The following is a 21,668-nucleotide window of genomic DNA, read 5'->3' as shown; positions in this document are numbered from 1 at the left end:
CGAGCCAGGTGGCGGCCGAGTGGTCACTTCGCTTCGCGGCACTACCCCGTCCCGTCAGTGACGCCCTGTGGCGTCAGCGGGGCGGCAGCAGCTGGTATGCCTCGGCGTCGGAGTTGCCGTAGCGGCGGGTGGCGTAGGGCTCGAGGGTCTTGGCGTAGGGCCGGGTGTGCTCGACGTAGATCCAGCGCACCCCGAGACCCCAGAGCCGACGCGCCGCATCCTCCGTGGGGGCGGCGATGAAGTCGTCGTTGAGCCGCAGGATGTCGGGCTTCCAGTAGTTCACCGTGATCGAGTCCCTGCCGTGCGGTGCGAGCTCGGTGGCCTTCGGGGTCGCGGTCCAGCCCTCGACGAGCATCTGCCGCTCGCTGAAGGCGGCGACCACCCAACGGCGGCTGTCGCAGCCGTCGAAGGGGGATCGAGGGTAGGTGCAGTGCCGGTTCGTCATCACGACGTCGTCGATGGCCGAGTGGTCGCGGATGTAGCGGGCGGCGTTGATCTGCTTCTGGGTCACCGACCAGGACGTCTTGGTCGAGACGGGCTGCCACACCGTCTTGACCGGCTCGAAGGACGAGCTGGCGAAGACGGTCAGCCCCCCGACGACGGCACAGAGACCGACGGCGGTGGCGGCCCTGACGGCGACGGCGCCGCGCGCCGGGTGCGCCGACCGTCCGCGCCCCATCGCCGCGGCGGCGAGGGCCGTGGCGACCAGCACACCGGCCGCGATGCCGACCATCGACCAGGCCTGCTCGTAGCCGCCCGTCACGAGACGGCCCTCGACCCACTCCGGCAGGAGGGCCAGGAGCACCCCGCCGACGGCTGCGACCGCGCCCAGCGGGATGAGGCGCCGTGCTCCGAGTGACCGGGCCAGCTCGTACAGACCGATGGCCGAGGTGATGCTGAGCAACGGGATCGCGGTGAGGGCGAAGTACCACTGGCTCTTGCCCGGGTGCGAGAAGACAGCCAGCGCGCCCGCGCCTGCGAGGCACGCACCCAGCAACAGCCAGGTGAGCGGGTCCTTGCGCCAACGGGCCGAGAACGGCAGGGCGAAGCCGGCGGCTCCGCGGGCGAGGACGCCGAGGACGGAGGTGACGATGGCCATCCAGCGCAGGGCAGGGGTGTCGAGCGGCCCCAGCCACGTGCCGGTAGCCGTCTGCTGGGCTGCGTCGTCGATGCCGAAGCTGAGGCCGGCCGACGAGCCGTGGAAGACGACGATGATGGTGAACACCAGGGCGGCGGTGACGACGGCCAGGTCGAGGGCCACCTGCCGCGCGCGGCTGCGGTCCCAGACGAGCATGGCCACGAGGGCCAGGCCGAGCCCGGCGACCACGAGCGGAGAGGTGGAGCCCTTGGTGCCGGCGGCGGCGACCGCGAGCAGGGGCACCAGCACGAACGCTCCCCGGAGCGACTCGCCCCGCCACCGCACGGCGAGCACGACGATGAGCGCACACAGGGTCGGGGCGCCCATCGCCAGGGTGGGGGACAGGGGTTCGACGGGGTATCCGGGCGCGAAGCGGCCGAAGACGTTGAGGGTGCCGCCGAGCATCGTCAGCACGCCCGCGAGCGCGCCGACCACGGGGCGACCGGTCAGCCGCAGGGCTGCCACCGCGGCGCAGGCCACCACGATCGAGGGCATCACGGCCGGCATGAACCGCAGGAGCACCTCGTCCAGCCCCAAGCCGCTGACCCGCGCGGTCTGGGCGATCCAGGCGTGCGCGAACCAGTGGTACCCGAGGTCCTCGCCCTGGACCGTGGGCCAGGCCGCGGGGCCTCGGTTGAGCAGCTCCGCAGCGAGCGCCTGGTGGAGGTAGACGTCGATGTGCGGTTGCCAGGCCCCGGCCGGCCAGTGCAGCTCGTGCCGGTGGAAGTAGGCCATCAGCTGGGGGAACACCGGCACGGATGCGAGGGCGACGACCGGGCCGAACCACGGGGGCAGGGCCGTCCAGCGGGCCTCCACGATGCGCCGTCTCGTGGCAGGGACGAGGACGAGGACCACGCCGACGGCGAGCGGTATGCCGGCCGAGAGCCACGTGACCCGCGACAGCCCCGCCACGACCTGGGCGCCGATGGCGAGGCAGCACCCGATCGCGAAGCCCATGACCAGGTCCTCGACCAGCCACCCCTGACGGGGTCGGACGGCGCGCCAGCACAGGGCGCCCGGCAGCACCTGCACGAGGCCCACCGCGGCGGCGGCGGTCACGGCATGACGCGGCGACAGGCCGCGCTCGACGGCATATGCGAGGAATCCCGCCACGGCGAGCAGGGGTGCGAGCGCGAGCGCCCCGAGGAGCACCTCTCGTGGGGCGGGTCGCGCACCTCGTCGGGTCAGGTGCGGTGCAGACATGCCGGGAGGGTCTCCGTCACTCGAGGTCAGGGGGCCGCCCCGAGGCGGGGCTGGCGCGAGTATACGTGGGCATTTCGACCCGCTTCATGGCTGATAGGTTGCCGACCGTGGAAGACGCAGCAGCGGCACGCCAGGAGTCCCCCAGCAGCGGTGGTCCGACCGCAGAGACGGGTGACGCGCCCGTCGACACCGCGGTTGACGGGGTCTACACGGCCGGGTACTTCGAGACGCGGCTGTCCCAGGACCCCAACAGGATCAAGGTGTGGAGACACCTGTGTGCCTACCTCGCGAGGTGGGTGCGACCCGATGCGGCCGTGCTGGAGCTCGGAGCGGGCTGGTGCGACTTCTCCAACCAGGTCAAGGCCGGCCGCGTCGTCGCGATGGACCTCGACGGCACGGTGGAGCGGGCCGCGGCCCCCCACGTCGAGGCCGTGGTGGGGGACTGCACCGACCTGGCCCGCTTCGACGACGCGACCTTCGACGTCGTCTTCGCGTCCAACCTGCTCGAACACCTCCAGCGCCCCCAGTCGCAGCAGCTGCTGGCCGAGGCCCGGCGCGTGCTGCGGACCGGCGGACGGCTGATCCTCATGCAGCCCAACTTCCGGCTCAACCCGGGCCGCTACTTCGACGACTTCACCCACGTCGCGATCTTCACCGACCAGTCCTTGCAGGACTACCTGGTCGCCGAGGGCTGGCGCATCGTCGAGGCCAGGGCCCGGTTCCTGCCGCTCACCCTCAAGTCGCGCGGCTCCGGCCTGACCTTCCTGGTGCCCTGGTACCTGCGTTCGCCCGTCAAACCCCTCGCCGGTCAGATGCTGGTCGTCGCCGAGCCCGCCCCGACTGCCATCCCCCAAGGAGCCTGAAGATGTGGAATGGCAAGAGCCTTGCCGTCGTCCTGCCCACCTACAACGAGAAAGAGAGCATCGCCCAGTGCATCGCCGACTTCGAGGCGCTTGACGTCGTCGACGAGGTGATCGTCGTCAACAACAACGCGGCGGCCGGTACCTCCGAGGAGGTGGCGCGCACGGGGGCTCGTGAGGTGGTCGAGACCACCCAGGGCTACGGCGCGGCGATCAAGCGCGGGATGCGCGAGGCGGAGACCGACCTGGTCTGCATCTGCGAGCCCGACGGCACGTTCAAGCCGGAGGACCTCACCAAGCTGCTCGCCTTCATGTCCGAGTGCGACGTCGTCGTCGGGTCGAGGACGGTCAGCAACTTCATCTGGCACGGGGCCAACATGGGACCCTTCCTGCGGTGGGGCAACTGGGCGGTCGCCAAGCTGATCGAGGTGCTCTACAACACCGCCTACCTCAGTGACGTGGGGTGCACCTTCCGGGTGATGACCCGCGCGCAGGCCGACGAGATCCTTCGGCGGTCAAGGCTCGACGGCTCCGCGTACGGGCTCGAGATGCTGCTGTTGTCGGTCATCATGCGGGCCCGGATGGTGCAGGTCCCGGTCAACTACCACAGCCGGGTGGGCGTCTCCTCGGTCACGGGTGACCTCGACAAGACCATCCGGCTCGGCCTGGAGATGATCGTGCTCGTGCTGCGCATGTGGGTCCGCAAGGGGTCGATCAGGCGCGCTCGCTGAGCCGGGGGGAGTCCAGCTCCTCCACGACCTCGTTGAGGGCGGTGCCGTCCGCGTGGTCGCTGAACACGTGCCGGCGGTAGGCCCAGAACCGGAACGCCGTGGCCAGGACCAGCCCCACGCCGTTGGCGGCGATGTTGTCCGCCAGGGGCGAGGTGAGGTCGAGGGCGTAGTGGGACACCCACAGACAGCCCATCGCGATGAGCGTGCCCACGGTGGCCATCACCGCGAAGAGCAGGAACTCGTGGTGGGCCGCGGCACGGCGGGAGTGCCGGAACGTCCAGTAGCGGTTCCCGAGCCAGGCGACCACGGTGGCGGCGGCGCCCGAGACGACCTTGGCACTGAGCGGGTAGTCGTACAGGGGACCGTGGCCGCCGGCGAAGCGCAACAGGTTGAACCCGCCGACGTCGACGACGAAACCGAGGCCGCCGACCATGCCGAACTTCACGACCTGCCGGAACACCGGGTGCAGGCGGTCACGCAGCGCGACCATGGGGCTCCTCGAGGTGGTGGGTGGCTGACGCCCCACGCTACCAATCCGGGACCGGGGGGCGCGGGGTAACCGATTTGGTCGGGTACCACGCAGGCGGTATCTTTGAACACTGTGTCTGAGGTCTGCCTCAGTCATGCGCTGGAGTCGGAGCCGACCACCGTGAACGACCGTCGGCCGCTGGACCAGCACCCCTCTCGCCGGGCACTCCGCAACCGAACCGCCATGGTTCGCGCGTGGAGGGTGCAGGGGAGAGCGCCGAGCCCGACACACCCGAGTGCGGGGGTCGGGCAAGGCACCACACCAAGGAGTGCCAGCAGGACCGCAGCCGCGGCCCGGCGGCACAGAACATCAACTACGTACGGAGAACAGGTTGCCTACGATCAACCAGCTTGTGCGCAAGGGGCGTCAGGACAAGGTCACCAAGACCAAGACTCCTGCCCTCAAGGGTTCGCCCCAGCGCCGTGGCGTGTGCACGCGTGTGTACACCACCACCCCCAAGAAGCCGAACTCTGCCCTGCGCAAGGTCGCCCGTGTGCGCCTCACCAGCGGCATCGAGGTCACGGCCTACATCCCGGGCGTCGGCCACAACCTGCAGGAGCACTCGATCGTGCTCGTGCGTGGCGGTCGTGTGAAGGACCTCCCGGGTGTCCGTTACAAGATCGTCCGCGGCTCGCTCGACACCCAGGGTGTCAAGAACCGCAAGCAGGCCCGCTCCCGTTACGGCGCGAAGATGGAGAAGAAGTAATGCCTCGCAAGGGACCCGCGCCCAAGCGCCCCCTCGTCGTCGACCCGGTCCACAACTCCCCGTTGGTGACCCAGCTGGTCAACAAGATCCTCCTCGATGGCAAGAAGTCCATCGCCGAGACGATCGTCTACGGCGCCCTCGAGGGCGTCAAGGAGAAGACCGGCTCCGACCCCGTCGTGACCCTCAAGCGCGCGCTGGACAACATCCGTCCGACGCTCGAGGTCAAGTCGCGTCGGGTCGGTGGCGCCACCTACCAGGTGCCGATCGAGGTCAAGCCCAACCGCGCGACCACCCTCGCCCTGCGCTGGATGGTCGGCTACTCGCGGCAGCGTCGTGAGAAGACCATGACCGAGCGGCTCATGAACGAGATCCTCGACGCATCCAACGGCCTCGGCGCCGCGGTGAAGCGTCGCGAGGACACCCACAAGATGGCCGAGTCCAACAAGGCCTTCGCGCACTACCGCTGGTAACAGCGACCGGTATGCCGCGTGCCACCGCGTGCACGCGGCATACCGGAGGTGCGTGGTCGAGGCCCCGCCCCCCACGCACCACCACGAACTTTTTCTAACGAGCGAGATGAGACGATCACATTGGCACTCGACGTCCTGACGGACCTGACCAAGGTCCGCAACATCGGGATCATGGCGCACATCGACGCCGGCAAGACGACGACGACTGAGCGCATCCTCTTCTACACCGGTGTCAACCACAAGATCGGTGAGACCCACGACGGTGCGTCGACCACCGACTGGATGGAGCAGGAGAAGGAGCGCGGCATCACGATCACGTCTGCCGCCGTCACCTCCTTCTGGGAGGGCACCCAGATCAACATCATCGACACCCCCGGTCACGTGGACTTCACGGTCGAGGTGGAGCGCTCGCTGCGCGTCCTCGACGGTGCCGTCGCCGTGTTCGACGGCAAGGAGGGCGTCGAGCCCCAGTCCGAGACCGTGTGGCGTCAGGCCGACAAGTACGACGTCCCCCGCATCGCGTTCGTCAACAAGATGGACAAGCTCGGCGCGGACTTCTACTTCACCGTCGACACCATCAAGGACCGCCTCGGCGCGGAGCCCCTCGTGCTCCAGCTGCCGATCGGCTCCGAGAGCGAGTTCGTCGGCGTCGTCGACCTCATCTACCGTCGTGCCCTCGTGTGGCCCGGTGACGCCAAGGGTGACGTCACCATGGGTGCCAAGTACGAGATCCAGGAGATCCCGGCCGACATGCTCGAGAAGGTGGAGGAGTACCRCCACGCCCTCGTCGAGCGCGTCGCCGAGTCCGACGACGTCCTCATGGAGAAGTACCTCGGTGGCGAGGAGCTGACGCCCGAGGAGATCAAGGGCGCGATCCGCAAGCTCACGGTCAGCTCCGAGCTCTACCCGATCCTGTGTGGCTCGGCGTTCAAGAACCGCGGTGTGCAGCCGATGCTCGACGCGGTCGTCGACTACCTGCCGTCGCCGCTCGACGTCCCCCCGATGGTCGGCCACAAGCCGAACCACGAGGAGGTCGAGATGACGCGCAAGCCCGACACGAGCGAGCCGTTCTCGGCGCTGGCCTTCAAGGTCGCCACGCACCCGTTCTTCGGCACGCTGACCTTCATCCGGGTCTACTCCGGCCAGATCTCCTCCGGCTCCGCGGTCGTCAACACGACCAAGGGCCGCAAGGAGCGCATCGGCAAGCTCTTCCAGATGCACGCCAACAAGGAGAACCCCGTGGACGAGGCCCTCGCGGGTCACATCTACGCGGCGATCGGCCTGAAGGACACCACGACCGGTGACACCCTGAGCGACCCGAACGACCAGATCGTGCTCGAGTCGATGACGTTCCCGGACCCGGTCATCCAGGTGGCCATCGAGCCCAAGACCAAGGGCGACCAGGAGAAGCTCTCCACGGCCATCCAGAAGCTCTCCGCCGAGGACCCGACCTTCCAGGTCCACCACGACGAGGAGACCGGCCAGACGATCATCGCCGGCATGGGCGAGCTCCACCTCGACATCCTCGTGGACCGCATGAAGCGCGAGTTCAAGGTCGAGGCCAACGTCGGCAAGCCGCAGGTGGCCTACCGCGAGACGATCCGTCGCACGGTGGAGAAGTTCGACTACACCCACAAGAAGCAGACGGGTGGCTCCGGCCAGTTCGCCAAGATCCAGATCAGCATCGAGCCCCTCGACACCACCGAGTCCGGCGAGCTGTACGAGTTCGAGAACAAGGTCACCGGTGGCCGCGTCCCGCGCGAGTACATCCCGTCGGTCGACGCCGGGATCCAGGACGCCATGCAGTACGGCGTGCTCGCCGGCTACCCGCTGGTCGGCATCAAGGCGACGCTGCTCGATGGCGCCTACCACGACGTCGACTCCTCCGAGATGGCGTTCAAGATCGCCGGCTCGATGGCGCTCAAGGAGGCCGTCCGCAAGGCCGACCCCGTGCTCCTCGAGCCGATGATGGCCGTCGAGGTGCGCACGCCCGAGGACTACATGGGCGACGTCATCGGTGACATCAACTCCCGCCGTGGCCAGATCCAGGCCATGGAGGACATCAGTGGTGCCAAGGTCGTTCGCGGTCTGGTCCCCCTGTCGGAGATGTTCGGCTACGTCGGAGACCTGCGGTCCAAGACCCAGGGTCGGGCGAACTACTCGATGGAGTTTGACTCCTACGCCGAGGTCCCCAAGGCTGTTGCCGAGGAGATCATCAAGAAGACCCGTGGTGAGTGACCGGTAGCATTACCGGTCGCACCACGGACTGCAGAGCTCCACAACCCCCAATCCGCGCCACGTCCCGCCTGGGAACACGGCGTTCAACCAAAGAAGAGTCCTGAGGAGGACATCAAGTGGCGAAGGCAAAGTTCGAGCGGACTAAGCCGCACGTCAACATCGGCACCATTGGTCACATCGACCACGGTAAGACGACGCTGACGGCTGCGATTTCCAAGGTCCTGCACGACAAGTACCCGGACCTGAACCCGCAGTTCGCGTTCGACGACATCGACAAGGCACCCGAAGAGAAGCAGCGCGGTATCACGATCTCGATCGCGCACATCGAGTACCAGACGGAGAGCCGTCACTACGCCCACGTCGACTGCCCCGGACACGCTGACTACGTGAAGAACATGATCACGGGTGCGGCGCAGATGGACGGTGCGATCCTCGTTGTCGCGGCCACCGACGGTCCGATGCCCCAGACGAAGGAGCACGTCCTCCTGGCCCGCCAGGTCGGCGTTCCCTACATCGTCGTGGCGCTCAACAAGGCCGACATGGTCGACGACGAGGAGATCCTCGAGCTCGTCGAGATGGAGGTCCGTGAGCTGCTGTCCGACTACGAGTTCCCGGGCGACGACCTGCCGGTCGTCAAGGTCTCGGCGCTGAAGGCGCTCGAGGGCGACGCCGAGTGGGGCAAGTCGGTCCTGGAGCTGATGGACGCGGTTGACAGCGCCATCCCCGAGCCGGAGCGCGAGGTCGACAAGCCGTTCCTCATGCCCGTCGAGGACGTCTTCACGATCACCGGTCGTGGCACCGTCGTCACCGGTCGTATCGAGCGCGGCATCCTCAACGTCAACGAGGAGATCGAGATCGTCGGCATCCACGAGGGTCCGCCCACCAAGACCACCGTCACCGGCATCGAGATGTTCCGCAAGCTCCTCGACGAGGGTCGTGCGGGCGAGAACGTCGGCCTGCTGCTGCGTGGCACCAAGCGCGAGGACGTCGAGCGCGGGCAGGTCATCTGCAAGCCGGGCTCGATCACCCCGCACACGGACTTCGAGGCGAACGTCTACATCCTCTCGAAGGACGAGGGTGGCCGGCACACGCCGTTCTACGACAACTACCGCCCGCAGTTCTACTTCCGTACCACCGACGTGACCGGCGTCGTGCACCTCCCCGAGGGCACCGAGATGGTCATGCCCGGTGACAACACGGAGATGAACGTCGAGCTCATCCAGCCGATCGCCATGGAGGAGGGCCTGCGCTTCGCCATCCGCGAGGGCGGCCGTACCGTCGGCGCCGGCCGCGTCACCAAGATCACGAAGTAGTTCCTGCGATCTGACGCACCAGCACCACCTGGAGGGCCCCGCAGCTTCGGCTGCGGGGCCCTTCGCCCTGTCCTGTGGTCGCCCGGGGCATACCCGACTTTGACCGGGTATGCCGTGTCTGTCCGGTTCCCGGGTACGGCTCGTGGGGGAGGCGGGCGTGCGCGGGCGGGGCTATTTTCGGGCCATGACCGGACGGTTCCGCCGCGTGGCCCTGGGAACGGTGGTGCTCCTCACCGTGCTCGCAGGACCGGTGGCGTCGGCACCCGGTGACCCGACCGTGCGGTTCAGCGCCGCCGGTGACTTCTCGGCGTCGTCCGCCGCGACGAGTGTCTTCGACCTCGTCGGCTCGCTCGACAACGACTTCCACGCCGCGCTCGGTGACATGTCCTACGGCGCCACGGGCGCCGAGGACGCGTGGTGCACCGCGGTCAAGGCCGGCGTGGGAGAGGGTTATCCGTTCGAGCTGATCTCGGGCAACCACGAGAGCAACGGGCAGAACGGCAACATCAACGACTTCTCGGCCTGCCTGCCCAACCAGCTGCCCGGCCTGCGGGGGACCTACGGGCGCCAGTACTACGTCGACGTGCCCGCGTCGGCGCCCCTGGTGCGCTACATCGCCGTGGCCGCCGGCATCCCCTTCACCACGGGCACGCTGAGCTATGCCGTCGGCACCCCGCAGTACAACTGGACGTCGGCGGCGATCGACTCCGCCCGGACCGCCGGCATCCCGTGGGTCGTCGTCGCCAACCACACGCCGTGCCTGAGCCTGGGGATGTATGCCTGTGAGATGGGCTCCGACCTGGCCAATCTGCTGTTGGCCAAGAAGGTCGACGTCGTGCTGGGCGGACACGAGCACCTCTATCAGCGCACCAAGCAGCTCACCACCCGCACCGGCTGCACCCAGCTCGTCCCGGGCACCTTCAACGCCTCGTGCGTCGTCGACTCCGACAACGACCTGGCCGCCGGCGTGGGCACCGTCTTCGCCACGGTCGGCACCGGTGGGATCAACCAGCGCGACGTCAACACCACCGACCCCGAGGCCGGCTACTTCGCCGCCTACGCCGGGGCGAACATCAACTCCACGTTCGGCGTGCTGGACTTCTCCGCCACGGCGGACGTGCTGACGGCGACGTTCCGCCGCGCCTCGGGTGGCACCTTCACCGACGCCTTCACGATCACGCGCGGGGCCGCGCCGCCCAACCAGCCGCCGACGGCCGACTTCACCCCGAGCTGCACCCAGCTCGCCTGCACGGTGAACGCCTCTGCCAGCACCGATGCAGACGGCACGATCAGCTCCTATGCGTGGCAGTTCGGTGACGGCGGCACCGGCACGGGCGTCACGTCCAGCCGGACGTATGCCGCGGCCGGCACCTACACGATCACCCTCACCGTGACCGACGACGACGGCGCCACCAACACCACCACGAGGTCGGTCACGGTCGCCCCGGCGCCCAACCAGCCCCCGACGGCGAGCTTCACGAACAGCTGCACCGACCTGGCCTGCACCTTCAACGGCACGGGTTCCAGCGACCCAGACGGGACCATCGCGTCCTACGCCTGGCAGTTCGGGGACGGCAGCACCGGGACCGGGGCGACGTCGAGCCGCACGTATGCCGCGGCCGGCACCTACCCGGTCACCCTCACCGTCACCGACAACGACGGTGCGACCGGCCTGACCACGAGCTCCGTCACGGTGACCGCCCCGCCCCCGGTGACCGTCCTCGCCGCCGATGCGTACAGCCGCACCCTTGCCTCGGGCTGGGGGAGCGCCGACACCGGCGGGGCCTGGACCTTCAACGGGTCCGCCACGAACCTGTCCGTGGGCTCCGGGGTGGGCCAGGTGAGGCTCGCCGCAGGGTCCGGCCCGTGGCTCGCCCTCGCGGGCGTCTCCTCCTCCTCGACCGACCTCATCGCCACCATCGCGCTCGACAAGGTGCCCACCGGCAGCGGCGAGTACGTCTCGCTGAACGGTCGGCGGGTGGCCGGCGTCGGCGACTACCGCGCCAAGGTGCACTACACCTCCAACGGCGGAGTGTGGCTGTCGCTGCAGCGGGCCACCTCGGCCAACGCAGAGACCGTCCTCGCGGCAGAGACGCAGCTCCCGGGGATCACGATGGCGGCCGGAGAGAAACTGCTGGCCCGGGTCCAGGTCACCGGCACCTCTCCGACCACCGTCCGTGCACGGGTCTGGAAGTCCGGGACCACCGAGCCCACGACGTGGCAGAAGACCGCGACGGACTCCACGGCAGGGTTCCAGGCGGCTGGTGGCGTGGGCTTCTACCTCTACCTCTCGGGCACGGCGACCAATGCGCCCATCACCACGTCGATCGACGACCTCAAGGCTGTCCCGTTCCCCTGACCCGGCCGGTCCGCATCCGGTCGAACTCGGTGGCGGTCAGCTCGTAGACCACCTCGCCGAGCTCGGACCCCGGCAACGGTTCGTCCCACTGCCGCACGTCGGTGCGCACGGGTCGTAGCCCGAGCCGCTGGAGGACGGCTCGGGACCGCGTGTTCACGGCCATCGTCTCGGCCCAGATGCGCCGGAGGCGCACGGTGTCGAAGCCGTGCTCGAGCACGCGGGCTGCGCCCTCGCTGGCCAGCCCGCGTCCCCAGGCGCGCTGGCGCAGCCGGTAGCCGAGCTCGGCGGCGTCGCCACCCGTCGGCGTCAGGCAGAACCACCCGACGAACTCGTCGTGCTCGAAGGCCGACCAGTAGCCCAGTCCCAGCCGGTCGTGGGCCGGGTCGGTGCGTTGCGGCATCCACACCTCGATGACCTCGTCGGGAGGGGTCTCCCGACCGGTGAGGAACTCCATCACGGCCGGGTCGCCGTCCAGCTCGACGAGCAGGGCGCCGTCGTCGTCGGTGAGCGGTCGGAGCTCGAGCCGGGCCGTCGTCAGGCTCGGCCGCGCCATCAGGGAGCCGCCACCAGCAGCTCCGGTCCGATCTCGGACACCGACCCCACCCCGGACAGGCCCATCGTCAGATCGAGCTCGGCCACGATGTTGGCCAGGACGTCCCGCACCCCGACGCGCCCGGCCAGGGCCAGTCCGTAGATGTAGGGGCGCCCGATCGCCACGGCGTCGGCACCGAGGGCGATCGCCTTCACCACGTCGCTCCCCGTGCGGACCCCGCTGTCCAGCACGAGGGGGAGCTCAGGCCCGACCGCGGCCCGTACGGCGGGCAGGGCGTCGAGCGAGGCGATGGCGCCGTCGACCTGGCGGCCGCCGTGGTTGCTCACCACGATGCCGCTGGCTCCGACCTCGACCGCGCGCCTCGCGTCGTCCGGGTGGAGCACCCCCTTGACGAGGAAGGGCAGGGACGTGCGGTCGCGCAGGGTCGCGAGCTGCTCCCAGGTGAGCCCGGGGTTGGAGTAGATGTCGAGGAACGTCTCCACGGCCGCGCGGGGGGTGGGGGAGCGCAGGTTGGACCGCAGGTCGCCGGGGTGCTCACGACTGATGGACAGCAGTGACCGCAGCGCGCCGAGGGTGACCTTGACGTCCTCGGTGGAGCCCTGCTGCTCCTGCTTGGCCGCCACCCGCTCGGCGACGACCTGCTGGAAACGGGGGTCCGAGGTGTACTGGGCTATCCCGATCCCCTGCGAGAACGGCAGCGACCCCAGGTTGAGGTCCTGCGGTCGCCAGCCCAGCATCGTGGTGTCCAGCGTGACGACGATCGCCTCGGCGCCGCTGGCCTCGGCCCTGGCCAGGAGGCTGTCGACCAGCAGCTCGTCCTTCGACCAGTAGAGCTGGAACCACCGCGGACCCGAACCCATGGCCGTGGCGACGTCCTCCATGGGGGAACACCCTTGGTTCGACACGATGTAGGGCAGGCCCAGGTCGGCTGCGGCCGCGCCGATCTCGGTGTCGCTGTCGCGGTGGACCAGCCCGGCCGCTCCCACCGGTGCGAGCAGCACGGGAGCGGGCAGCCGACGCCCCAGCAGCTCGGTGGACAGGTCACGGGTGGCCCGGCCGGGCAGCATGCGGGGGACGATCCGGTGGCGGTCGAACGCCGACCGGTTGGCGCGTGCCGTCGCGCCCTCGCCGGCGGCGCCCGCGACGTAGGCCCAGGCCCGCGGCGACATCGCCGCCTGCGCGCGCCGCTCGAGCTCCCCGAAGTCGGTGGGCACGGTGGGCCGGTGCCCGAGGACGCCGGCGCGGTAGACCAGACCTTGGCGGGTGCGGCCGGGCCCCTCGGGGGGCGGGACGGCTGATCGGTCCGACATGGCTCGATCCTGCCAGTCAGCCGGGCGCCGTGGCTGCGAACGAGAGGCCGACCTGACGCGCCGCGAGAGGTGGGCCGGCGGCATACCGGTGCTGGCAGGGTGGGCGGGGTCGGCGGTGCGCGACGCGCCACTGGTGCGGGTATGCCGGGTGCCACCGGCTCGATTTGGTAGGTCGCCGCCCGCTCTGGCACACTGGACCGGTTGCTTGACGCGCGCCGTTGACCCATGTCGACGCCGCCACCCCCGGTGACACACCTCGAACCGTGCGATCAGCACGGGGCGACACTCCAGGGAAGCGCAAGCCCCGGCTCTGCCGGTCAATCCGAACCGCACGACTGCGTGAAAACGCGTGTCGTCCGGCCGCGAAGCGGGTGCGACACACCCGACCGCGGGGGTCGGAGATGGCCAAGAGCCGGCCAAGCTAGATGTTCGGCGAGAGAGAGACGTAACGGAGATGGCGGGACAGAAGATCCGCATCCGCTTGAAGTCGTATGACCACGAGGTCATCGACAACTCGGCGCGCAAGATTGTCGACACGGTGACCCGTGCTGGCGCGACGGTGGTCGGCCCTGTGCCGCTGCCCACGGAGAAGAACGTCTTCGTGGTCATCCGTTCGCCCCACAAGTACAAGGACAGCCGCGAGCACTTCGAGATGCGCACCCACAAGCGCTTGATCGACATCATCGACCCGACGCCGAAGGCCGTCGACTCGCTGATGCGTCTCGACCTGCCGGCTGACGTCAACATCGAGATCAAGCTCTGAGGCTGGCGATATGACCACCACTGCTACCAAGACCGTGAAGGGTGTGCTGGGCAAGAAGCTCGGCATGACCCAGGTGTGGGATGCCGAGAACCGGCTCATCCCCGTCACCGTCATCGAGGCGGGCCCCTGCGTCGTCACGCAGGTGCGCGACGCCGCGACGGACGGCTACGACGCCGTCCAGATCGCGTTCGGCGCCATCGACCCCCGCAAGGTGACCAAGCCCCTGACCGGGCACTTCGAGAAGGCCGGCGTGACCCCGCGTCGCCACCTCGTGGAGCTCCGTACCGCTGACGCCGCCGAGTACACGCTCGGCCAGGAAGTCACGGTCGAGACCTTCGAGGCCGGCCAGGACATCGACGTCACCGGCACCACCAAGGGCAAGGGCTTTGCCGGCGTCATGAAGCGTCACGGCTTCCACGGCGTCAGCTCTTCCCACGGTTCCCACAAGAACCACCGCAAGCCGGGCTCGATCGGTGGCTGCGCCACCCCGGGTCGCGTCTTCAAGGGCATGCGCATGGCCGGCCGGATGGGCGGCGAGCGCCAGACCACCCAGAACCTCACGATCCACGCCGTGGACGTTGAGCGGGGCCTGCTGCTGGTGAAGGGTGCCGTTCCCGGCCCCCGCAACGGCACGGTCCTCGTCCGCACGGCCGCGAAGGGAGCCTGACCCAGATGGCTACCAAGACTGTCGTTGCCGACCTGCCCGCCGAGATCTTCGACGTCCAGGTCAACGTCCCGCTGATCCACCAGGTCGTCGTGGCCCAGCTGGCTGCTGCGCGTCAGGGCACGCACTCCACCAAGACCCGCGGCGAAGTCCGCGGTGGTGGCCGCAAGCCTTACCGCCAGAAGGGCACCGGCCGCGCCCGTCAGGGCTCGACCCGCGCCCCGCAGTTCGCCGGTGGTGGCGTCGTCCACGGCCCGCAGCCGCGTGACTACGCCCAGCGGACCCCCAAGAAGATGAAGGCCGCTGCCCTGCGTGGCGCCCTCTCCGACCGGGCCCGCCACGACCGCGTGCACGTCGTCGAGTCGCTGGTGACGGGCTCCGCCCCGTCCACCAAGGACGCGCTCGCCCTGCTCGCCGGTCTGACCGACCGTCCCAACCTGCTCGTGGTGCTCGACCGCAGTGACCTCGTGTCGCTGAAGTCGGTGCGCAACCTCGAGGGCGTGCACGTGCTCGCCGCCGACCAGCTCAACACGTACGACGTGCTGTGCTCGGACGACGTCGTCTTCACCAAGGCCGCCCTGGAGGCTTTCGTCACCAAGGCACAGCCGGTGGGTGGCGTCGAGGTCACGATCGTCGACGAGACGCCTGCCAAGGCCGCGAAGGCTGAGAAGCCGGCCAAGGCTGACAAGCCCGTCAAGGCTGAGAAGCCCGCGAAGGCTGAGAAGGCTGACAAGCCCGCCAAGGCTGAGAAGGCTGAGAAGCCGGCCAAGGCTGAGAAGGCTGCCAAGGCCGACCAGCCCGCCACGCTCGTGGACGCGCCCGAGACGGACTTCGGTCCCGACTCGGCCGCCGCCCTCGAGGACGGCTCCGCGCCGGAGGGCTTCGAGGTCAAGGGCAACAAGGACTCGATGAAGTACCACGTCCCCGGCTCCCGCTGGTACGACGCGACCGACGCCGAGGTCTGGTTCCGCACTGCGGATGCAGCCGCGGCCGCCGGCTTCGTCCCCGCTGGTGGCGCTGCCGCCCAGGAGACCACTGACGTGGCCGAGGAGGAGACCAAGTGAGCACCCTCGCTGCAGGCAAGGACCCGCGCGACATCCTGATCGCACCGGTCGTTTCCGAGAAGTCGTACTCGCTGCTCGACCAGGGCAAGTACACCTTCATCGTCGACCCGCGGGCGAACAAGACGGAGATCAAGATCGCCGTCGAGCGCGTCTTCAACGTCAAGGTTGACTCCGTCCACACCCTCAACCGTGTCGGCAAGACCCGCCGCACCCGGTTCGGCATCGGCAAGCGCAAGGACACCAAGCGTGCGATCGTCACCCTCCGCGAGGGCTCGATCGACATCTTCGGTGCCGGCGCCTGACGGAATCGCTGAAGAGACGTAAGGGATTACGAACAATGGGTATCCGCAAGTACAAGCCGACCACGCCTGGCCGCCGAGGCTCCAGCGTCGCCGACTTCGTCGAGGTCACGCGCTCCACGCCTGAGAAGTCGCTGGTGCGCCCCCTCACGAAGTCCGGTGGCCGCAACAGCAACGGCCGCATCACCACCCGTCACATCGGTGGTGGACACAAGCGCGCCTACCGCGTCATCGACTTCCGTCGCCATGACAAGGACGGTGTGCCGGCCAAGGTCGCTCACATCGAGTACGACCCCAACCGCACGGCGCGCATCGCGCTGCTGCACTACGCCGACGGTGAGAAGCGCTACATCCTGGCCCCCAAGGGCCTGGAGCAGGGCGCCAACATCGAGAACGGCCCCTCGGCTGACATCAAGCCGGGCAACAGCCTGCCGCTGCGCAACATCCCGACCGGTACGGTCATCCACGCCGTCGAGCTCAAGCCCGGTGGCGGCGCGAAGATCGCCCGTTCGGCTGGTGTGCGCGTGCAGCTCGTCGCCAAGGACGGCCCCTACGCCCAGCTGCGTATGCCGTCCGGTGAGATCCGCAACGTCGACCTGCGCTGCCGCGCCACGGTCGGCGAGGTGGGCAACGCCGAGCAGTCCAACATCAACTGGGGCAAGGCCGGCCGCATGCGGTGGAAGGGCAAGCGCCCGACCGTCCGTGGTGTCGCCATGAACCCGGTCGACCACCCGCACGGTGGTGGCGAGGGCAAGACGTCCGGTGGACGTCACCCCGTCAGCCCGTGGGGTCAGGCCGAGGGCCGCACCCGTCGCCCCGGCAAGCCGAGCGACAAGATGATCGTTCGCCGCCGCCGTACTGGCAAGAAGCGCTGAGAAGGAGCCTGAGAAACCATGCCTCGTAGCTTGAAGAAGGGCCCCTTCATCGACGGCCACCTTCAGAAGAAGGTCGACGTCCAGAACGAAGCGGGCACCAAGAACGTCATCAAGACCTGGTCACGTCGTTCGGTCGTGAGCCCGGACATGCTGGGTCACACCCTCGCCGTGCACGACGGCCGCAAGCACGTCCCGGTGTTCGTCACCGAGTCGATGGTCGGCCACAAGCTCGGTGAGTTCGCGCCGACCCGCACGTTCAAGGGTCACGTGAAGGACGACAAGAAGGGGCGGCGTCGCTGATGGCTGCCTCCACCGACAACAAGGACAACGTGATGGAAGCCAAGGCGAGCGGACGCAACATCCGCGTCACGCCCCAGAAGGCGCGCCGCATCGTGGACCTGATCCGCGGGAAGCAGGCCGTCGAGGCGATTGCCGTGCTGCGGTTCGCCCCGCAGTCTGCGTCCGACCCGGTCCAGAAGGTGCTCGAGAGCGCCATCGCCAACGCCCGGGTCAAGGCTGACAAGGCCTCCGAGGCCTTCGACGAGCGCGACCTGGTCATCAGCTCCGCCTTCGTCGACGAGGGTCCGACCATGAAGCGTTTCCGCCCGCGGGCCCAGGGCCGCGCGGCACGCATCAACAAGCGGACCAGCCACATCACCGTGGTCGTCACGCCGAAGACCACCAAGGGAGGCACCCGCTAATGGGTCAGAAGGTCAACCCGCACGGCTTCCGCCTCGGTATCACCACCGAGCACAAGAGCCGCTGGTTCGCTGACTCCACCAAGGAGGGTCAGCGGTACCGCGACTACGTCAAGGAAGACGTCGCCATCCGCAAGCTCATGTCCGAGGGCATGGAGCGGGCCGGCATCTCCCGCGTCGAGATCGAGCGCACCCGTGACCGCGTCCGTGTGGACATCCACACCGCGCGTCCCGGCATCGTGATCGGTCGCCGCGGCGCCGAGGCCGACCGCATCCGTGGCGAGCTCGAGAAGCTCACCGGCAAGCAGGTCCAGCTGAACATCCTCGAGGTCAAGAACCCCGAGGTCGACAGCCAGCTCGTCGCGCAGGGCATCGCCGAGCAGCTGTCTGCTCGCGTGTCGTTCCGTCGCGCGATGCGCAAGGGCATGCAGTCCGCCACCCGCGCCGGCGCCAAGGGCATCCGTGTCCAGGTCTCCGGTCGCCTCGGCGGCGCCGAGATGTCTCGCACCGAGTTCTACCGCGAGGGTCGCGTCCCGCTGCACACCCTGCGTGCGCAGATCGACTACGGCTTCTACGAGGCCCGCACCACCTTCGGGCGCATCGGCGTCAAGGTGTGGATCTACAAGGGTGACGTCACCGCTCGTGAGCTGGCCCAGCAGCAGGCTGCTGCGCCGCGCCCGAGCCGTGGCCCCCGTCGTGACGGCGCCGATCGCCCCGCCCGCGCTCGTCGCGAGCGTCCGGAGGCCGCCGCCACCGAGACCGCTGCTGAGGCTCCCGCCACTGAGGCGACCGCAGCCAGCACTGAGGGAGAGCAGTCCTGACATGTTGATTCCTCGTCGAGTCAAGCACCGCAAGCAGCACCACCCGGGTCGCTCGGGCGCTGCGAAGGGCGGCACCAAGATCGCGTTCGGTGACTTCGGCATCCAGGCCCTCGAGCCCGCCTACGTCACCAACCGTCAGATCGAGTCCGCTCGTATTGCGATGACGCGTTACATGAAGCGTGGTGGAAAGGTGTGGATCAACATCTACCCCGACCGCCCGCTGACCAAGAAGCCTGCCGAGACCCGCATGGGTTCCGGTAAGGGCTCCCCCGAGTGGTGGATCGCCAACATCAAGCCTGGTCGCGTGATGTTCGAGGTGTCCGGTGTGTCCGAAGAGGTCGCCCGTGAGGCCATGCGTCTGGCGATGCACAAGCTCCCCATGAAGTGCCGCTTCGTTCGGCGTGAGGGTGGTGACATCTGATGGCAGTCGGATCCAAGGACCTGGTGTCGGAGAACCTGCGTGGTCTCGACGACGACCGTCTGGTCGACGAGCTCCGCAAGGCCAAGGAGGAGCTCTTCAACCTCCGCTTCCAGTCGGCCACCGGCCAGCTGGACAACCACGGCCGTCTGCGCGCCGTCCGCAAGGACATCGCCCGCATCTACACCGAGCTGCGTGAGCGTGAGCTGGGTATCGGGCAGAGCCCGAGTGCATCGGCCAAGGAGGAGTCGGCATGACCAAGAACACGAAGGACAAGGCCGTGGATGACGCCGTGACGGCGCAGGACCGCAACTACCGCAAGACCCGTCAGGGTTACGTGGTGAGCGACAAGATGGACAAGACCGTCGTGGTCGAGGTCGAGGACCGCGTGAAGCACGCGCTCTACGGCAAGGTCCTGCGGCGCTCGAGCAAGGTCAAGGCCCACGACGAGGACAACGCTGCCGGTATCGGCGACCGCGTCTCGATCATGGAGACCCGTCCCCTCTCGGCCACCAAGCGCTGGCGCGTGGTGGAGATCCTCGAGAAGGCCAAGTAAGCCACCTGCCGCCTCGGCAAGCCCATCTGTCATCAGACAGTCAAGTTCGGCCAGGCTCGCCCGCAAGGGTGAGAACCAGCACGACGAGTAGGAGTGAGAAGTGATCCAGCAGGAGTCGCGACTGCGTGTCGCCGACAACACTGGTGCAAAGGAAATCCTCTGCATCCGTGTCCTCGGTGGCTCGGGTCGTCGTTACGCCGGCATCGGTGACGTCATCGTCGCCGCAGTCAAGGACGCCATCCCTGGCGGCAACGTCAAGAAGGGCGACGTCGTCAAGGCTGTCATCGTGCGCACCACCAAGGAGCGCCGTCGCGGTGACGGGTCGTACATCAAGTTCGACGAGAACGCCGCCGTCATCCTCAAGGCCGACGGGGACCCCCGTGGCACGCGCATCTTCGGCCCCGTGGGCCGCGAGCTGCGTGAGAAGAAGTTCATGAAGATCATCTCGTTGGCGCCGGAGGTGCTCTGACCCATGGCTGACAAGAAGAAGATGAAGATCAAGAAGGGTGACACCGTCAAGGTGCTCACCGGCAAGGACCGCAACAGCATCGGCAAGGTCATCGCCGTCTACCCCGAGACCGAGCGCGTGCTCGTCGAGGGTGTCAACCGCGTGACCCGCCACACCAAGGCCGGCCAGACCGCTCGCGGCAGCCGCACCGGTGGCCTGGTCGTCCAGGAAGCTGCGATCCACGTCAGCAACGTCGCGGTCGTCGACCCGGACGACAAGAAGGTCGGCACCCGGATCAAGACCCGCGTCGAGACCGTCGAGCGCAACGGCCGCACCAAGACCGTCCGCACCCGTGTCGCGGTGCGCTCGGGCAAGGACCTGTGAGAGACATGACCGAAACTGAAACCATCACCCAGACCCAGGTTTCCGCAGCGGTGACCCCGCGCCTCAAGCAGCGCTACGCGGACGAGATCAAGGGCCAGCTGTTCACGCAGTTCGGCTACGAGAACGTCATGCAGGTGCCCGGCGTGGTCAAGGTCGTCGTCAACATGGGTGTCGGTGACGCCGCCAAGGACGCCAAGCTCATCGAGGGCGCGATCAAGGACCTCTCGGCCATCACCGGCCAGAAGCCCCTGGTCACCAAGGCCCGCAAGTCCATCGCGCAGTTCAAGCTCCGCGAGGGTATGCCGATCGGTGCGCACACCACGCTGCGCGGCGACCGGATGTGGGAGTTCCTCGACCGCCTCGTGTCGGTGGGCCTGCCCCGTATCCGTGACTTCCGCGGCCTGTCGCCCAAGCAGTTCGACGGCAAGGGCAACTACACCTTCGGCCTCACGGAGCAGTCCATGTTCCACGAGATCGACCAGGACCGGATCGACCGCGTGCGTGGCATGGACATCACCGTCGTGACGACCGCCACCAACGACGACGAGGGCCGCGCACTGCTCAAGGCGCTCGGCTTCCCCTTCAAGGAGAACTGACATGGCGAAGACCGCCCTGGTCAACAAGGCCAACAAGAAGCCGAAGTTCAAGGTGCGTGGCTACACCCGTTGCCAGCGCTGCGGCCGACCGCACTCGGTCTACCGCAAGTTCGGGCTCTGCCGCATCTGCCTTCGCGAGATGGCACACCGCGGCGAGCTGCCCGGCGTCACCAAGAGCTCCTGGTAATACCCACCGATTTCATCCTTACATCGCAGGTCGCTGCAGACGCAGTGAAACCACGGTGAGAGAGGGCCGGAGAAGCCCATGACCATGACTGACCCGATTGCGGACATGCTGACCCGCGTCCGGAACGCCAACTCGGCGCACCACGACGCAGTCTCCATGCCGTTTTCCAAGCTGAAGTCCCACATCGCCGAGATCCTCCAGGCCGAGGGCTACATCGCCTCCTGGAAGGTCGAGGACGCCGAGGTCGGCAAGACGCTGACCATCGAGCTGAAGTACGGCCCCAACCGCGAGCGTTCCATCGCTGGCGTGCGCCGTGTCTCCAAGCCCGGTCTGCGTGTCTACGCCAAGTCGACGAACCTGCCCAAGGTTCTCGGCGGTCTCGGTGTGGCCATCCTTTCCACCTCGTCTGGTCTCCTCACGGACCGCCAGGCCAAAGCCAAGGGCGTGGGCGGGGAAGTCCTCGCCTACGTCTGGTAAGGGGATTC

The 21,668-nt window shown here is 68.3% G+C and carries 27 protein-coding genes; 23 read left to right on the top strand and 4 right to left on the bottom strand.

Annotation, left to right across the window (positions count from 1 at the left end; all coding sequences use genetic code 11):
- Positions 1-73: 73 nt before the first annotated feature.
- Positions 74-2,341, bottom strand: a complete 2,268-nt coding sequence (locus tag ACXJKD_RS07580) for a hypothetical protein (protein ID WP_457253856.1) — start codon at positions 2,339-2,341, stop codon at positions 74-76.
- A gap of 107 nt (positions 2,342-2,448) precedes the next feature.
- Here ACXJKD_RS07580 and ACXJKD_RS07575 point away from each other — a divergent pair, with 107 nt between their 5' ends.
- Both ACXJKD_RS07575 and ACXJKD_RS07570 read left to right on the top strand, forming a co-directional pair.
- Positions 2,449-3,204 carry a class I SAM-dependent methyltransferase gene (locus ACXJKD_RS07575; RefSeq protein WP_457253855.1) on the top strand — a complete coding sequence of 252 codons (756 nt, stop codon included), beginning with the start codon at positions 2,449-2,451 and terminating at the stop codon, positions 3,202-3,204.
- 2 nt (positions 3,205-3,206) lie between these two features.
- Positions 3,207-3,932, top strand: coding sequence for a glycosyltransferase family 2 protein (locus tag ACXJKD_RS07570; protein ID WP_457253854.1), 726 nt, complete (start codon positions 3,207-3,209; stop codon positions 3,930-3,932).
- On the opposite strand, the gene ACXJKD_RS07565 is transcribed toward ACXJKD_RS07570, so the two are convergent.
- Positions 3,916-4,422: a GtrA family protein gene (locus tag ACXJKD_RS07565; RefSeq protein ID WP_457253852.1), complete on the bottom strand. Its 507-nt coding sequence runs from the start codon at positions 4,420-4,422 to the stop codon at positions 3,916-3,918. The genes ACXJKD_RS07570 and ACXJKD_RS07565 overlap by 17 nt on opposite strands.
- Before the next feature lie 370 nt (positions 4,423-4,792).
- Here ACXJKD_RS07565 and rpsL point away from each other — a divergent pair, with 370 nt between their 5' ends.
- The 5 genes from rpsL to ACXJKD_RS07540 all read left to right on the top strand — a co-directional run bounded on the left by rpsL (position 4,793) and on the right by ACXJKD_RS07540 (position 11,547).
- On the top strand, positions 4,793-5,167 hold the full coding sequence (rpsL, locus tag ACXJKD_RS07560; RefSeq protein ID WP_056883290.1) for a 30S ribosomal protein S12: 375 nt from the start codon (positions 4,793-4,795) through the stop codon (positions 5,165-5,167).
- The gene (gene rpsG / locus ACXJKD_RS07555; protein ID WP_056915473.1) at positions 5,167-5,637 is read left to right on the top strand and encodes a 30S ribosomal protein S7; all 471 of its coding nucleotides are present in this window, start codon (positions 5,167-5,169) and stop codon (positions 5,635-5,637) included. The genes rpsL and rpsG overlap by 1 nt, the downstream gene beginning before the upstream one ends.
- A gap of 120 nt (positions 5,638-5,757) precedes the next feature.
- Positions 5,758-7,875: an elongation factor G gene (gene fusA / locus ACXJKD_RS07550; RefSeq protein ID WP_457253851.1), complete on the top strand. Its 2,118-nt coding sequence runs from the start codon at positions 5,758-5,760 to the stop codon at positions 7,873-7,875.
- A 116-nt stretch (positions 7,876-7,991) separates the two neighbouring features.
- Positions 7,992-9,188, top strand: a complete 1,197-nt coding sequence (tuf, locus tag ACXJKD_RS07545) for an elongation factor Tu (protein ID WP_344129948.1) — start codon at positions 7,992-7,994, stop codon at positions 9,186-9,188.
- A gap of 184 nt (positions 9,189-9,372) precedes the next feature.
- On the top strand, positions 9,373-11,547 hold the full coding sequence (locus ACXJKD_RS07540; protein ID WP_457253850.1) for a PKD domain-containing protein: 2,175 nt from the start codon (positions 9,373-9,375) through the stop codon (positions 11,545-11,547).
- Here the strand turns inward: ACXJKD_RS07540 and ACXJKD_RS07535 are convergent.
- Positions 11,525-12,100 carry a GNAT family N-acetyltransferase gene (locus tag ACXJKD_RS07535; RefSeq protein WP_457253849.1) on the bottom strand — a complete coding sequence of 192 codons (576 nt, stop codon included), beginning with the start codon at positions 12,098-12,100 and terminating at the stop codon, positions 11,525-11,527. The genes ACXJKD_RS07540 and ACXJKD_RS07535 overlap by 23 nt on opposite strands.
- On the bottom strand, positions 12,100-13,410 hold the full coding sequence (locus ACXJKD_RS07530) for an alpha-hydroxy-acid oxidizing protein (RefSeq protein ID WP_457253848.1): 1,311 nt from the start codon (positions 13,408-13,410) through the stop codon (positions 12,100-12,102). The genes ACXJKD_RS07535 and ACXJKD_RS07530 overlap by 1 nt, the downstream gene beginning before the upstream one ends.
- Before the next feature lie 454 nt (positions 13,411-13,864).
- Between ACXJKD_RS07530 and rpsJ the strand changes: the two genes are divergently transcribed.
- From rpsJ to rpsH, 16 genes are all read left to right on the top strand, one after another.
- A complete protein-coding gene (gene rpsJ / locus ACXJKD_RS07525) occupies positions 13,865-14,173 on the top strand; it encodes a 30S ribosomal protein S10 (protein WP_009775966.1) in 309 nt (102 codons plus the stop codon).
- A gap of 10 nt (positions 14,174-14,183) precedes the next feature.
- Entirely contained in the window at positions 14,184-14,840 is a 657-nt protein-coding gene (gene rplC / locus ACXJKD_RS07520; protein ID WP_457253846.1) for a 50S ribosomal protein L3, read from the top strand.
- A gap of 5 nt (positions 14,841-14,845) precedes the next feature.
- Positions 14,846-15,901: a 50S ribosomal protein L4, sunset domain variant gene (gene rplD, locus ACXJKD_RS07515; RefSeq protein ID WP_457253844.1), complete on the top strand. Its 1,056-nt coding sequence runs from the start codon at positions 14,846-14,848 to the stop codon at positions 15,899-15,901.
- Positions 15,898-16,203 (top strand): 50S ribosomal protein L23, encoded by a 306-nt coding sequence (rplW, locus tag ACXJKD_RS07510; protein ID WP_056923998.1) that lies wholly within the window; start codon positions 15,898-15,900, stop codon positions 16,201-16,203. The genes rplD and rplW overlap by 4 nt, the downstream gene beginning before the upstream one ends.
- 35 nt (positions 16,204-16,238) lie before the next feature.
- Positions 16,239-17,075, top strand: coding sequence for a 50S ribosomal protein L2 (gene rplB / locus ACXJKD_RS07505; protein ID WP_056923997.1), 837 nt, complete (start codon positions 16,239-16,241; stop codon positions 17,073-17,075).
- A gap of 18 nt (positions 17,076-17,093) precedes the next feature.
- Entirely contained in the window at positions 17,094-17,375 is a 282-nt protein-coding gene (rpsS, locus tag ACXJKD_RS07500) for a 30S ribosomal protein S19 (protein ID WP_056923996.1), read from the top strand.
- Positions 17,376-17,407: 32 nt separating this feature from the next.
- Entirely contained in the window at positions 17,408-17,776 is a 369-nt protein-coding gene (gene rplV, locus ACXJKD_RS07495; protein WP_457254171.1) for a 50S ribosomal protein L22, read from the top strand.
- The gene (gene rpsC, locus ACXJKD_RS07490) at positions 17,776-18,594 is read left to right on the top strand and encodes a 30S ribosomal protein S3 (RefSeq protein WP_457253842.1); all 819 of its coding nucleotides are present in this window, start codon (positions 17,776-17,778) and stop codon (positions 18,592-18,594) included. Before rplV ends, rpsC begins: the two co-directional genes overlap by 1 nt.
- Before the next feature lies 1 nt (position 18,595).
- The gene (rplP, locus tag ACXJKD_RS07485) at positions 18,596-19,015 is read left to right on the top strand and encodes a 50S ribosomal protein L16 (protein WP_457253841.1); all 420 of its coding nucleotides are present in this window, start codon (positions 18,596-18,598) and stop codon (positions 19,013-19,015) included.
- Positions 19,015-19,269 carry a 50S ribosomal protein L29 gene (gene rpmC / locus ACXJKD_RS07480; protein ID WP_056923994.1) on the top strand — a complete coding sequence of 85 codons (255 nt, stop codon included), beginning with the start codon at positions 19,015-19,017 and terminating at the stop codon, positions 19,267-19,269. The genes rplP and rpmC overlap by 1 nt, the downstream gene beginning before the upstream one ends.
- On the top strand, positions 19,266-19,568 hold the full coding sequence (gene rpsQ / locus ACXJKD_RS07475; protein ID WP_457253840.1) for a 30S ribosomal protein S17: 303 nt from the start codon (positions 19,266-19,268) through the stop codon (positions 19,566-19,568). The genes rpmC and rpsQ overlap by 4 nt, the downstream gene beginning before the upstream one ends.
- Before the next feature lie 100 nt (positions 19,569-19,668).
- Entirely contained in the window at positions 19,669-20,037 is a 369-nt protein-coding gene (rplN, locus tag ACXJKD_RS07470) for a 50S ribosomal protein L14 (protein WP_056923992.1), read from the top strand.
- Positions 20,038-20,040: 3 nt separating this feature from the next.
- Positions 20,041-20,400, top strand: a complete 360-nt coding sequence (rplX, locus tag ACXJKD_RS07465) for a 50S ribosomal protein L24 (protein ID WP_056923991.1) — start codon at positions 20,041-20,043, stop codon at positions 20,398-20,400.
- Between the two features lie 5 nt (positions 20,401-20,405).
- The gene (gene rplE, locus ACXJKD_RS07460) at positions 20,406-20,996 is read left to right on the top strand and encodes a 50S ribosomal protein L5 (RefSeq protein ID WP_457253838.1); all 591 of its coding nucleotides are present in this window, start codon (positions 20,406-20,408) and stop codon (positions 20,994-20,996) included.
- Position 20,997: 1 nt separating this feature from the next.
- The gene (locus ACXJKD_RS07455; protein ID WP_035902511.1) at positions 20,998-21,183 is read left to right on the top strand and encodes a type Z 30S ribosomal protein S14; all 186 of its coding nucleotides are present in this window, start codon (positions 20,998-21,000) and stop codon (positions 21,181-21,183) included.
- A gap of 78 nt (positions 21,184-21,261) precedes the next feature.
- Positions 21,262-21,660: a 30S ribosomal protein S8 gene (gene rpsH / locus ACXJKD_RS07450; protein WP_056923989.1), complete on the top strand. Its 399-nt coding sequence runs from the start codon at positions 21,262-21,264 to the stop codon at positions 21,658-21,660.
- Positions 21,661-21,668 lie beyond the last annotated feature (8 nt).

Source organism: Pedococcus sp. P5_B7, from assembly GCF_054049895.1.
This window is presented reverse-complemented; position numbering and strand designations above follow the sequence as displayed.

What these genes read in the sequence shown, in the direction of transcription:
- ACXJKD_RS07580 (WP_457253856.1), bottom strand. Translation starts at nt 2,341, where the DNA reads ATGTCTGCACCGCACCTGACCCGACGAGGTGCGCGACCCGCCCCACGA.
- ACXJKD_RS07570 (WP_457253854.1), top strand. Translation starts at nt 3,207, where the DNA reads ATGTGGAATGGCAAGAGCCTTGCCGTCGTCCTGCCCACCTACAACGAG.
- ACXJKD_RS07565 (WP_457253852.1), bottom strand. Translation starts at nt 4,422, where the DNA reads ATGGTCGCGCTGCGTGACCGCCTGCACCCGGTGTTCCGGCAGGTCGTG.
- rpsG (WP_056915473.1), top strand. Translation starts at nt 5,167, where the DNA reads ATGCCTCGCAAGGGACCCGCGCCCAAGCGCCCCCTCGTCGTCGACCCG.
- ACXJKD_RS07540 (WP_457253850.1), top strand. Translation starts at nt 9,373, where the DNA reads ATGACCGGACGGTTCCGCCGCGTGGCCCTGGGAACGGTGGTGCTCCTC.
- ACXJKD_RS07535 (WP_457253849.1), bottom strand. Translation starts at nt 12,100, where the DNA reads ATGGCGCGGCCGAGCCTGACGACGGCCCGGCTCGAGCTCCGACCGCTC.
- ACXJKD_RS07530 (WP_457253848.1), bottom strand. Translation starts at nt 13,410, where the DNA reads ATGTCGGACCGATCAGCCGTCCCGCCCCCCGAGGGGCCCGGCCGCACC.
- rpsJ (WP_009775966.1), top strand. Translation starts at nt 13,865, where the DNA reads ATGGCGGGACAGAAGATCCGCATCCGCTTGAAGTCGTATGACCACGAG.
- rplC (WP_457253846.1), top strand. Translation starts at nt 14,184, where the DNA reads ATGACCACCACTGCTACCAAGACCGTGAAGGGTGTGCTGGGCAAGAAG.
- rplD (WP_457253844.1), top strand. Translation starts at nt 14,846, where the DNA reads ATGGCTACCAAGACTGTCGTTGCCGACCTGCCCGCCGAGATCTTCGAC.
- rplB (WP_056923997.1), top strand. Translation starts at nt 16,239, where the DNA reads ATGGGTATCCGCAAGTACAAGCCGACCACGCCTGGCCGCCGAGGCTCC.
- rpsS (WP_056923996.1), top strand. Translation starts at nt 17,094, where the DNA reads ATGCCTCGTAGCTTGAAGAAGGGCCCCTTCATCGACGGCCACCTTCAG.
- rplV (WP_457254171.1), top strand. Translation starts at nt 17,408, where the DNA reads ATGGAAGCCAAGGCGAGCGGACGCAACATCCGCGTCACGCCCCAGAAG.
- rpsC (WP_457253842.1), top strand. Translation starts at nt 17,776, where the DNA reads ATGGGTCAGAAGGTCAACCCGCACGGCTTCCGCCTCGGTATCACCACC.
- rplP (WP_457253841.1), top strand. Translation starts at nt 18,596, where the DNA reads ATGTTGATTCCTCGTCGAGTCAAGCACCGCAAGCAGCACCACCCGGGT.
- rpmC (WP_056923994.1), top strand. Translation starts at nt 19,015, where the DNA reads ATGGCAGTCGGATCCAAGGACCTGGTGTCGGAGAACCTGCGTGGTCTC.
- rpsQ (WP_457253840.1), top strand. Translation starts at nt 19,266, where the DNA reads ATGACCAAGAACACGAAGGACAAGGCCGTGGATGACGCCGTGACGGCG.
- rplX (WP_056923991.1), top strand. Translation starts at nt 20,041, where the DNA reads ATGGCTGACAAGAAGAAGATGAAGATCAAGAAGGGTGACACCGTCAAG.
- rplE (WP_457253838.1), top strand. Translation starts at nt 20,406, where the DNA reads ATGACCGAAACTGAAACCATCACCCAGACCCAGGTTTCCGCAGCGGTG.
- ACXJKD_RS07455 (WP_035902511.1), top strand. Translation starts at nt 20,998, where the DNA reads ATGGCGAAGACCGCCCTGGTCAACAAGGCCAACAAGAAGCCGAAGTTC.
- rpsH (WP_056923989.1), top strand. Translation starts at nt 21,262, where the DNA reads ATGACCATGACTGACCCGATTGCGGACATGCTGACCCGCGTCCGGAAC.